Origin of the sequence: Micromonospora sp. HK10 (assembly GCF_000982955.1) — a bacterium.
In the GTDB taxonomy this organism is placed as follows: Bacteria; Actinomycetota; Actinomycetes; order Mycobacteriales; family Micromonosporaceae; genus Micromonospora.
Window position 1 is genome coordinate 54,462 of record NZ_KQ058865.1, and the last position, 8,925, is coordinate 63,386.

Annotated in this window: 10 protein-coding genes and 1 pseudogene; 5 read left to right on the plus strand and 6 right to left on the minus strand. The window is 75.8% G+C overall.

Annotated elements, in window-relative coordinates:
- Window positions 1-10: 10 nt before the first annotated feature.
- Entirely contained in the window at window positions 11-1,198 is a 1,188-nt protein-coding gene (locus LQ51_RS23615; protein ID WP_046569238.1) for an MFS transporter, read from the minus strand.
- Between the two features lie 154 nt (window positions 1,199-1,352).
- Here LQ51_RS23615 and LQ51_RS23620 point away from each other — a divergent pair, with 154 nt between their 5' ends.
- The 3 genes from LQ51_RS23620 (at window position 1,353) to LQ51_RS23630 (ending at window position 3,507) form a co-directional block, all read left to right on the plus strand.
- Complete coding sequence (locus tag LQ51_RS23620) at window positions 1,353-2,135, plus strand: IclR family transcriptional regulator (RefSeq protein WP_046569240.1); 783 nt, start codon at window positions 1,353-1,355, stop codon at window positions 2,133-2,135.
- Window positions 2,136-2,305: 170 nt separating this feature from the next.
- A complete protein-coding gene (locus LQ51_RS23625) occupies window positions 2,306-2,821 on the plus strand; it encodes a sigma-70 family RNA polymerase sigma factor (RefSeq protein ID WP_197087890.1) in 516 nt (171 codons plus the stop codon).
- Window positions 2,818-3,507: an anti-sigma factor family protein gene (locus LQ51_RS23630; RefSeq protein WP_046569245.1), complete on the plus strand. Its 690-nt coding sequence runs from the start codon at window positions 2,818-2,820 to the stop codon at window positions 3,505-3,507. Before LQ51_RS23625 ends, LQ51_RS23630 begins: the two co-directional genes overlap by 4 nt.
- A gap of 82 nt (window positions 3,508-3,589) precedes the next feature.
- Here LQ51_RS23630 and rarD read toward each other — a convergent pair whose 3' ends face one another.
- The 5 genes and pseudogenes from rarD to eccE all read right to left on the minus strand — a co-directional run bounded on the left by rarD (window position 3,590) and on the right by eccE (window position 7,875).
- The gene (rarD, locus tag LQ51_RS23635) at window positions 3,590-4,513 is read right to left on the minus strand and encodes an EamA family transporter RarD (RefSeq protein WP_046569247.1); all 924 of its coding nucleotides are present in this window, start codon (window positions 4,511-4,513) and stop codon (window positions 3,590-3,592) included.
- On the minus strand, window positions 4,510-4,998 hold the full coding sequence (locus LQ51_RS23640; RefSeq protein WP_046569249.1) for a GNAT family N-acetyltransferase: 489 nt from the start codon (window positions 4,996-4,998) through the stop codon (window positions 4,510-4,512). Before LQ51_RS23640 ends, rarD begins: the two co-directional genes overlap by 4 nt.
- A gap of 71 nt (window positions 4,999-5,069) precedes the next feature.
- Window positions 5,070-5,522: pseudogene (locus LQ51_RS23645) on the minus strand (GNAT family N-acetyltransferase); the annotation flags it as partial.
- A 42-nt stretch (window positions 5,523-5,564) separates the two neighbouring features.
- The gene (locus tag LQ51_RS23650) at window positions 5,565-5,951 is read right to left on the minus strand and encodes a phage holin family protein (RefSeq protein ID WP_046569252.1); all 387 of its coding nucleotides are present in this window, start codon (window positions 5,949-5,951) and stop codon (window positions 5,565-5,567) included.
- 133 nt (window positions 5,952-6,084) lie between these two features.
- A complete protein-coding gene (gene eccE / locus LQ51_RS23655; RefSeq protein ID WP_046569254.1) occupies window positions 6,085-7,875 on the minus strand; it encodes a type VII secretion protein EccE in 1,791 nt (596 codons plus the stop codon).
- Window positions 7,876-8,110: 235 nt separating this feature from the next.
- Here eccE and LQ51_RS23660 point away from each other — a divergent pair, with 235 nt between their 5' ends.
- Window positions 8,111-8,428: a WXG100 family type VII secretion target gene (locus LQ51_RS23660; RefSeq protein WP_046569267.1), complete on the plus strand. Its 318-nt coding sequence runs from the start codon at window positions 8,111-8,113 to the stop codon at window positions 8,426-8,428.
- Between the two features lie 20 nt (window positions 8,429-8,448).
- Entirely contained in the window at window positions 8,449-8,742 is a 294-nt protein-coding gene (locus LQ51_RS23665; RefSeq protein ID WP_046569257.1) for a WXG100 family type VII secretion target, read from the plus strand.
- Window positions 8,743-8,925 lie beyond the last annotated feature (183 nt).

Below are 8,925 nucleotides of genomic sequence, written 5' to 3' on the forward strand. Positions count from 1 at the left end.
GGGGCGGGGGCTAGGGGTGGTGGGCTCGGGTCAGGAGGCGGGCGCCGGCCAGCATGAGGGCGGCGGCCAGCAGCATGGCGGCGGCGGCAACCGTCCACATCGCGGGGTAGCCCAGGTGGGCGGCGATCGCGCCGAGGCCCAGCGGGCCCACGCAGCCGCCCGCGTACACCCCGGTCTGGGTGATCGAGGTGGCGGCGGCCGGCGCCTGCGGGTGCAGCCGGACCACCGCGAAGTTCAGCAGCCCCGGCCAGGCCCAGCCGAGGCCGAAGCCGAGCAGCACGCCGGCGACCAGCGCCGCCGGGCCGCGCAGCGCGAGCAGGCCCAGCCCGGCGGCGCCGACCACGAGCATGCCGGCGATCACCGTGACGTGCCCGCCTGCCCGGCGGTCCGCCAGCCAACCGGCGCCGATCCGGGCCGCCACGCAGACCGCGCTGCCCAGGGTCAGGGTGAGGCCGGCCAGGGCCGGCGCGAGGCCGCGCCCGGCGGCCGAGTCCACCACGAAGGTGCCCAGCGCGTTCGCGGCGGCGGCCGCCAGGGTGGCGGCCACGCCGACCACGAGCAGCGCCGCCCGCCCCCGCCCGGCCCGTCCGGCGGCCGGCCGGCGCGCCGACTCCCGCTGCCGTCCCGGTACGGCCGGCAGCGCGGCGAGCGCCGCCCCGGCGGCCACCACGAACGCCCAGCGCCAGCCGGCGGTCAGCGCGATGGTCGGCACCGCCGCGCCGGCCAGCAGGGTGGAGATCGGGATGGCGGCCTGCTTCAGCCCGAAGGAGAGGCCCTGCCGGTCGGCGGGCACGTGCGCGGCGAGTGCCGCGTTGCTGGCGAGCTGGCCCAGCGCGTTCGCCGCCGCGCTGAGCGCCAGCAGCAGCACCAGCACCGGGTACGAGCGGGCCAGCGCCGCCACGCCCAGCAGCGAGCCGGCGGAGAGCAGGATGCCGGCGCGGGCCACGGTGACCGGCCCGTACCGCTCGACGAGCGCCCCGGAGGGGACCGAGGCCAGCGCGCTGATCCCGAAGTAGACCGACACGGCCAGGCCCAGACCCGCGGGGGAGAAGCGCAGGTCGTGGCCCATCTGGACGGCGAGCCCGCCGAGCAGGAAGACCGGCAGGACGCAGGCGATCGTGGTGATGATGGCGCCCGCGCTGGTCCGGACCGTGTGGCGGGGCGCGGGCGGCGAGGGGTGTAACGCGGTGTCGGTCATCGTCCGCCCAACCTACGCCGGTCACGTTTCGGCAGCTGATGGTGTCTGTCGGTACCCGGCTGGACCCGGGTGATCTGGCATCCTCGATCCGGAGAGGCATTTCGCACTCGGGCGGTTTTTCATATGGTGTAAGTCCCCGGCGGCGGAGGTGGTTGTGCGCGACCCCTTGGCGGAACCTTCGGACCTGATCCGAAGCGTCTCCCGCGCGCTACGAGTGCTCGAGTCGGTCGGCCGTGCGCCGAGAGGCCTCACCGTCAAGCAGATCGCCCGCCGCTGCGAGCTGACCGTGGCCACCACCTACCACCTGGTCCGCACCCTCGCCTACGAGGGCTACGTGATCCGGCGCGAGGACGGCACCTACATCGTCGGGCTGGAGGTCGCCGACCGGTACCGCGAGCTGGTCACCGCGTTCCGCGGGCCGCAGGCGGTCGGGGAGTCGCTGCGACGGGCGGCCGCCGACACCGGGTGGAGCCACTACCTGGGCCGCTTCGTGGGCGGCCAGGTGGCCGTCACGGCGGTCGCCGAGGGCGCCCGCTCGCCCTACCTGGAGGACCTGGTGCCGGGCTTCGACGAGGGGGCGCACGCCACCGCCCTCGGCAAGAGCCTGCTCGCCACCCTCACCGCCGAGCAGCGCTTCCGCTACCTGCGCGAGTACGGCATGCGCCCGTTCACCAGCGCCACCCTGCTCACCGCCGAGGCGTTCGAGGCCGACCTGGCCGCCGGCGACCGGCGGGGCATGCAGCTGGAGCTCGGCCAGTTCCGGCAGGGGGTGGCCTGCGCCGCGGTGCTGGTCACGCCGGACAAAGACATCGAGCGCCGGGTGGTGCTGGCCTGTGCCCTGCCGGCCAGCGAGATGATGACCTCCGCCCGGGTGGTCCGGGCCAAGCTGCTCACCGCCGCCCGGGCCATCGCCGACGGCATCGCCAGCGAGACCTGACCCGGGACGCGGCCGCCCGGCCTCCCGGCGCCGGTCGCCCACCGGCCGGCCCGCCAGAGCGGACCGCTGCGGCGACGACCTGACCTGGGGCTGAACCGTTCGGCGTCACCGCACGTATCAACGGTCGAACGCATCGCCGGTCTCGCCGCCAGCGGAAGCGAGGGATCACCATCACCGACCACGACGCCCAACTGCTGCGCGCCCTGCACGACGAGCACGCCGACGCGCTCTTCGCGCACGCCCTCCGGCTGGTCAACGGCGACCGCACGCGCGCCGAGGACCTGGTCCAGGAGACGCTGCTCCGCGCCTGGCGGCACCCCGAGTCGCTGGACCCCCGGCGCGGCTCGGTCCGTGCCTGGCTCTTCACCACCGCCCGGAACCTGGCCATCGACGCCTGGCGGCGCCGGTCCACCCGGGTCGGCGAGGTCTACACCGACGAGCTGCCCGAGCCGCCCGAGACGGTCGACGAGGCGGAACGCGCGGTCGAGGCGTGGACGGTGGCCGAGGCGCTCAACCGGCTCACCCCGACCCACCGCGAGGTGCTGGTCGAATGCTTCTACCAGGGCCGCTCGGTGGCCGAGGCGGCCGCCCGCCTCGGGGTGCCGGCGGGCACGGTGAAGTCCCGCACCCACTACGCGCTGCGCTCACTACGGTTGGTCCTGGCCGAGATGGGGGTGACCGGATGACCCGCTGCGAGTTCGCGCACGACGACGGGGCGTACGTGCTGGGTGCCCTCACCCCCGCCGACCGCGCCGCTTACGAGCGGCACCTGGCCGGCTGCGCGTCCTGCCGGGACGCGGTGGCCGAGATCGCGGTGCTGCCCGGGCTGCTGGGCCGGCTCGACCCGGCCGGGCTGGAACAGTTCCTGGACGACGGTCCGGAGACCGCCCGGGTGCCGGCGCTGCTCGACGCCGCGCGGGAGCGCCGGCGCCGCGAGCGGTCCCGGTCCCGCCGGCGGTACGTGGCCACCGCGCTCGCCGCGGCGGCCCTGGCGGTGCTCACCGGCGTCGGGGTGTCGCTGCTGCGGCCGGCCGTCCCGCCGCCCGCGCCGGCGGTGTCGCTGGCCGCCATGCGGCCCGTCGCCGGCGCGGTGCCGGTGCACGCCGAGATCGGCCTCACCGGCACCGACTGGGGCACCGAGGTGACCATGCACTGCGGGTACGACCGCCGCGCCGGGCACCGCGAGGCGTACACCTTCCGGCTGGTGGCGCACGGCCCGGACGGCGCGACGGAGCAGATCGGGTCCTGGCTGGCCGCCCCCGGCGACGACCTGCGCTTCACCGGGGCGACCCGCTTCACCCAGGGCGAACTGGTCCGGCTGGAACTGCTCCGCGGCGACGACACCCCCGTCCTCGCCTACGACGTCCGCTGACCCCGGCCGGGCGCGCCGCCCGCCCCGCGCTGACCGGCCACGGCGCGTGGCCGGGCCGGCCGCTGCGCGCTCGGGGCCGGGGTCAGTGGGCCGGGCTCGGGACGGCGTCGGGGGTACGGGCGCCGGTGCGGGTGCGGTGGGCGGCGCGCAGGGCGTCCACGGTGAAGATGACCAGCGCGAGCCAGACCAGCGCGAAGCCGGCCAGCCGGGCCGGCGGCATCGGCTCGTGGAAGACCAGCACTCCGCAGCCGAGCTGGAGGATCGGGCCGACGTACTGGAGCATGCCGAGGGTGGACAGCGGCAGCCGGTTGGCCGCGCCGGCGAAGAGCAGCAGCGGGACGGCGGTGGCCGCGCCGGCCAGCACCAGCAGCGCCGTGTGCCCGGCGGAGACGTGCCCGAAGGCGAGGTCGCCGCGCCGGGTCAGCCAGCCCAGGTACGCCAGGGCCGGCAGGGCCAGTGCCGCCGACTCGACGAAGAGCCCTTCCGCGGCGGGCAGGGCGAGGCGCTTCTTGACCAGCCCGTAGCCGGCGAAGCTGAAGGCCAGCACCAGCGCCAGGTAGGGCAGCCGGCCGTAGTCGACCGTGAGCACCGCGACGGCGGCCCCGCCCACCCCGAGCGCCACCCACTGCGCCGGGCGCAGCCGCTCGCGCAGCAGGAAGACCCCGATCAGGACGATGACCAGCGGGTTGATGAAGTAGCCGAGGGCCGTCTCGACCACCCGGTCGGAGTTCACGCCGTAGATGTAGGTGCCCCAGTTGACGGCGATCAGCGCGGCCGCGGTGGCGATGCCGGCCAGCGCCCGCGGTCGCCGGGCCAGCGCGCGCAGGAAGCCGATGTTGCGCATCGCGCCCAGCAGCAGCGCCACGAAGAGCACCGACCAGACGATCCGGTGGGCGAGGATCTCCACCGGCCCGGCCGGCTGGAGCAGCTTCAGGTAGATCGGGAAGAAACCCCAGATCAGGTACGCGCCGAGACCGTACAGGTAACCGAGGCGGGTCTGGTTCACGCCTCCACCGTAAGGGGTGGCTCGGGGTCTGGATCCTTTCTGGTGACCGGCTTCACCCGCCGGTCGTACTGCATCCAGTGGCTCGCCTCGACCGGGTCGAAGCCGACCTTCGCGTAGACCCCGTGCGCGTCGAGGGTGGCCAGCAGGATCCGCCGTACGCCCAGCCCGGCCAGGTGGTCGCGGACCGCCCCGGCCAGCCAGGTGCCCAGCCCTCGGCCGCGCTCCGCGCGGTCCACGTACACGTCGCAGAGCCAGGCGAAGGTGGCCCGGTCGGTGACCACCCGGGCGACCGCCACCTGCCGGCCGTCCCCGGGCCGGTAGACGCCGAACCCGATCGAGCCGGCGAAGGCGCGGGCAACCGTCTCCCGCTCCCGCCCGAGCGCCCAGTACGCGTCGGTGGCGAGCCACCGGTGCACCCGGTCGAGGTCGAGCCGGTCCGGGTCGGTGCTGAGCTGGTAGCCGTCGGCGCGGGTCACAGAGAACACCCGATCGACGCTAGTACCGGCACCCGCCCTGCTCACCAGCCAATTCCCGCCCGCTGGTCTGGCCGGCCCGGTCAGGACGGCAGTGGCTTGACCCAGCGGTGGCAGTCGTTCTGCTGCCGGTAACCGGTGGCATCCCAGACCTGCCGGCCCAGCGCGTTGTCGTCGAGCACCATGGCGTCGGCGCGCCGGGCACCGAGCCGGGCCAGGTGCCGCTCGGCCGCAGCCAGCAGCGCCCCACCGATGCCCTGGCGGCGACGGGCCGGATGGACGGCGAACCGGTACAGATGCCCACGCCAGCCGTCCCAGCCCGCGATCACCGAACCCACCACCGTGTCCTGGTCGACCGCCAGCAGCAACGCCTCGGGGTCGCGCGCGACCAGCCGGCGCACCGCCGCCGCGGTGTCGTGCCGGTCGGTGTCCTCGGCGGCGAGTCGCCAGAAGGCCAGGACGGCCTCGACGTCCGCGTCCGTGGCCGCCCGGATCATGAACGTCGGCATGCCCCTCCCCGCGTCGCGACCCCGGCGGGCGCCGGCACGCGGCGACCCTCCGGGGTCGGGCCGATGTGGTCAGTCACGGTCGAGGACCGCGCCGAGGATCCAGGTCACGATGCCGACGAAGAGCGCGCCCAGCACCGCCGCCGGCCAGAAGTCGTCGACGTGGAACGGCAGCCCGGCCTCACCGGCGATCCAGCTGGTCAGCAGGAAGAGCAGACCGTTGACCACCAGCGCGATCAGGCCGAGGGTGAGCAGGTAGAAGCCGCAACCGACGGTCTTGATGACCGGCTGGAGCACGGCGTTGACCACCCCGAAGATCGCCGCCACCAGCACCAGCGTGGTCACCGTCTCGGTGGCCGAGTCGGAGTCCAGGGTGATGCCCGGGATGAGCAGCGTGGCGAGCCAGAAGGCCACGGCCGTCGTGGCCAGCCGGATCAGAAGACCCTTCAGAAAACCCATGGCCGGGATCGTGCCACGGACCGTCCACCGGGGGAACCCGGGAAGATCGACGAATCCGCGGCGGTTCAGCGGCGGCTCGGCCGGTCGACCCGGGTTGGTTCAGCGGCGGCTCGGCCGGCCGAGCCGTTTGGGTTCAGCGGCGGCTCGGTCGGCCGACCAGCTGGGCCTCGATCGGCGTCGGGGAGAGCAGCGCCCAGCGCAGCGCCCGCCGGTTGACCACGGCCACCATGTCGTCCCGGATCCGGGTCAGCCACCGGGCCGAGCCGCCGAGGCCCAGGGCCGCGCCGGCCAGCGCCGCCTCACCGGGATCCAGCGGTTGCAGGATCGCCAGGTCGGCCCGGGCGAGCGCGGGCGCGTCGGCGGCGGCCAACTCCTCCCGGAGCAGCAGCACCGAGCACCAGGGGCCGGTCTCGGCCGGTGGCGCGCCGCCGTCGGCCACCAGCAGCAGCGGTTGCAGGGGCGAACCGGGCGCGCCGCCCACCGGCCGCCCCGGCGGGAGCAGCGGCACCGCCCCGCCCACCCCCCGTACGAAGGGTTCCCAGGCTCGGGGCCGGCCGGTCCGCACCACCACCCGGGCGCCGAGCGCCAGCGCACGCAGGGCCATGAGCTGCGCGGCGCGTACCCCGCCGACCAGGAGCAGCCGGGTCGGGCCGGGCCCGAAGAGGCGGACCGTCACCCCGCCGCCGTGCCGGTTGGTCCCGACCATCAGCCCCGACTCGCCGAGCGGCAGCTCCAGCGCCGCCAGCTCGGCCCCGGCCACCGGGACGCCGCCCCGGGCCACCGCCAGCGGCAGCGTGGCGGCCAGCCCGGCCAGGTGCTCGCCGTCCAGCCGCCGGACCGTCGCGCCCAGGTCGCCGACCAGCCGGCGCAGGGCCCGATCGGCGACCGACAGCTCCGTGGCGGTCCGGGCGGCCAGCCGTACGGTCAACTCGACCGGAACCGGGCCGGTGTCGGCGCCGGCGCGCGGACCGACGCAGAGCGCCACGGTGGCGGCGGTGACGGGCAGCGCCAGCAGCCGGGGCACCAGCCGCCGGCCCGCCTCGCCGTGCGGGTCCGGCCAGCGCCGTAACCGGTAGGTGGCCTGGGTCAGCCCGCCGGCCGTTACCGCCGGCCAGGACTCGCGCACCGGCGCGCCCGGATCGTGATGGGCCAGCTCGGCCACCACCCGCAGGGCCGCCGGCCCGCCCAGCGGACGCCCGGTCAGCGGCCCGAGCCGGCGCACGATCCGCCGGACCGCCCCGGCGAGCGCCCGCCGCAGCTCCGCGTCCGACCAGCCCTCGGGCCGGAACACGCGGACCGCGAGCACGGCGCGCGACCGGGCGGCCAGCCGCCCGTCGGTGAGCTGCCGGTAGGAGACGCCGGCCGGACCGGCCCGGGTGCCGGGCGCGGGGGCGGGCGAGGCGGAGAGCAGCAGTTGGATCCGCACCGGTGGGCTGTCGGGGCCGGTAGGGGGCAGCAGGGACAGCGGCGTGGGCAGGGCCCGCGGACCGTCGCCGAGCAGGTCGCCGGGATCGCCGATCTCCAGCAGCGCGGTCGTGCCGGCCGGGTCGTCCAGCACGGCGGCCGGCCCGCCGGCCAGCTCGACGGGGTGCACCGTCGTGCCGGGGGCGACCAGCCCCAGCAGCGCGGCCGGCCCGGCGGTGGCCGGGAGCGCCCGTGGCCGGCCGAGGTGCCCGAGACCGATGAACAGCCACTCGTGCAGCCAGCGCCCGCGCCACCGGGCCCACGTCGCGGGGAGCAGCACCGCCGCCAGCAGCAGGGCCGCCGCGCTCACCGCCACCCCGCGCCCGACGGCCGCGACGAGCGCGGCGACCGCAACCTGGGTGGTCACCACCTGACCGGTCCGCGCGCCGGCACCGGGGCGCAGCGTCCTGCCTGCCGCCCCGGAGACCGCCGGGGGCCGCCCGGTCGTGGTCGCCGTCACCGCGCCTCCTCCACCTGTTCGCCGGGTGACGATGCCGTGGCTCATCGTAGGCCGTCTTTGTCCACAGGGGAGCCCAGGGGGTAGCAGAACCGCAATGAGACCGCTACCGTCAGCGACGAGTTCGTCGAGCGCGCCGTCCCCTCCCATCCCCGATTCCGGCACCGCGCGCTCCGACATGTCCACGGTGGTCGTTGCGGCGACCAGCCACGACCGAGGAGACGAGGTGACGTCCGGGATGTCCCAGACCCAGGCGGAAGCTGCGGTGATGCGGCAGACCGCCGCGAAGTTCGAGCAGGCGGACCAGTCGTTGCAGACCATGCTCAGCGGCCTGATGGCCGAGCTGGAGGTGTTGCAGCAGGCCTGGCGGGGTGCCGGCGGGCGGTCGTTCGAACAGGTCAAGCGGCAGTGGGCGGAGGACCAGGCGGCGCTGCAGCGGGCGCTGCGGGAGACCGCCACCGCGATCCGCACCGCCGGCCGGCAGTACGACGCGTCGGACACCGAAGCGGCCACCCGTGTGGCCGGCACGCACCGCGGCATCCAACTGCCGCTCTGACCCAGGGAAGGACGGATCCGATGGACCACGGTGTGCTGGTCGTCAACTTCGCCGCGCTGCACCAGGCCGGGGCGGACATCCAGAAGGCGTTGAACACTCTCGACAGCCAGCTCGGTCAGCTCGAGCGGGATGCCGCTCCGCTGGTCGCGAGCTGGTCCGGCGAGGCCCGCGAGGCGTACGAACAGCGGCAGGCGCGGTGGCGGGCGGCCTCCCAGGACCTCCAGGCGATGCTCCGCGACATCAAGCTGGCGGTGGAGGATTCCGCCGCCGACTACCTCGACACCGAGAAGCGCAACACCAACCTCTTCCAGTAGTCGCGGTCCGGTCGATCGCGGCTTCGCGTCGTGGGGTGCCCGATTCCCGACCCGGAGCCGTCGCCCGAACGCGCGACGGCGGGCGATCAGGCGGGGTCGGCCGGGCGCCAGCGACGGCGGGCGCCGCGCGGGAGCACCGCGGCCATCAGCACCAGCACGAGGGCCGCCGCGCCCGCCGCGCCG